The 1,365-nt window shown below is 65.2% G+C and carries 2 pseudogenes; one reads left to right on the top strand and one right to left on the bottom strand.

From position 1 onward, the window contains the following. Positions 1-201 (bottom strand): annotated as a pseudogene (locus ACLQ25_RS32605) (IS256 family transposase); the annotation flags it as partial. 113 nt (positions 202-314) lie between these two features. On the opposite strand from ACLQ25_RS32605, the pseudogene ACLQ25_RS32600 reads away from it, so the two are divergent. After that, positions 315-1,365: pseudogene (locus ACLQ25_RS32600) on the top strand (IS256 family transposase); the annotation flags it as partial.

The raw sequence follows: 1,365 nt of genomic DNA, 5'->3' as shown, positions 1-1,365 counted from the left end.
AGCCGGGGTGCTCGGTCATCTCCTCGTTCAAACGCGGTCTTCAGGACCGTCTTGGTCAACTGCCTGAGCAGTCCGTCCGGGCCCGTCAACGACAGCCCTTGCTCCTTCGCCGTTCGGACCAGCTCGGCGGCAGCCTTCGCCTCCGCCGACAGCTCGGGCCGCTTCTTACGTCCGGTCTGCTCCGTTCAGTGTCGCGGCCATCACGGCACCCTCCTCACCAGGCACAACGCCCGATGGGTCAAGCCGGAAACACCGTTAGATCCACAGGGACTGTAAAAAGAACGGTGTAACTCCTGACCAAGAAGACGCACCTGATCGCCGTGACAACGGACGCCGTGGATACTGCCGCGGTGGCGAAGAAGAAGCAGGATCCGGCGCTGCCGGCTGGGGTGAACGACGACCTGATCGGCCAGTTCGTCGAGCAGGCTCGGACCTCGGGCCTGCAACTGACCGGCGAGGGCGGGCTGTTGCAGCAGCTGACCAAACGCGTGATCGAGGCCGCGATGGACGGCGAGATCACCGACCACCTCAGCTATGAGAAGCACGACCCCGCCGGCAAGGACGGCGGGAACTCCCGTAACGGGTCGAGGGCGAAAACGGTGCTGACCGACGTCGGCCCGGTCGAGATCGTCGTGCCACGGGATCGCGACGGTTCGTTCGAGCCGCAGATCGTCAAGAAACGGCAGCGGCGGCTGGCCGGCGTGGAGGACATGGTCCTGTCACTGTCGGCGAAGGGCCTGACCATCGGTGAGATCAGCGCCCATCTGGCCGAGGTGTACGGCGCCGAGGTCTCGACGCAGACCATCTCCACGATCACCGACAAGGTGATGGACGGGATGGCCGAGTGGCAGAACCGGCCTCTGGACCGCGTCTATCCAGTCGTGTTTCTCGATGCCATCAACGTGAAGGTCAGGGACGGTTAGGTCGCGAACCGGCCGATCTACATCGCTCTCGCGGTCACCGCCGAGGGCACCCGCGACATCCTCGGGCTGTGGGCCGGCGACGGCGGTGAGGGTGCCAAGTTCTGGTTCTCGGTGTGTACCGAGCTGAAAGACCGTGGCGTCGAGGACGTGCTGATGGCCGTCTGCGACGGGCTCACCCGTTTGCCTGACGCGATCAACACGGTGTGGCCGCAGACCGTGGTCCAGACCTGCATCGTGCACCTTCTGCGCAACTCCTTCCGTTACGCGGCCCACCAGGACTGGGAGAAGATCGCCAAAGCGCTGCGGCCGGTCTACACCGCACCGACCGAGGCCGCCGCAGCCGAACGGTTCCTGGAGTTCGCCCAGGCCTGGGGTAAGAAGTACCCGGCGATCGTCCGGCTGTGGGAGAACGCCTGGGCCGAGTTCGTCCCGTTTCTGACCT

Source organism: Micromonospora sp. DT44, from assembly GCF_049841635.1.
Lineage (GTDB): Bacteria > Actinomycetota > Actinomycetes > Mycobacteriales > Micromonosporaceae > Micromonospora.
Note: the sequence above shows the minus strand (reverse complement) of the source record. Positions and strands in the feature narration are given on the sequence as shown.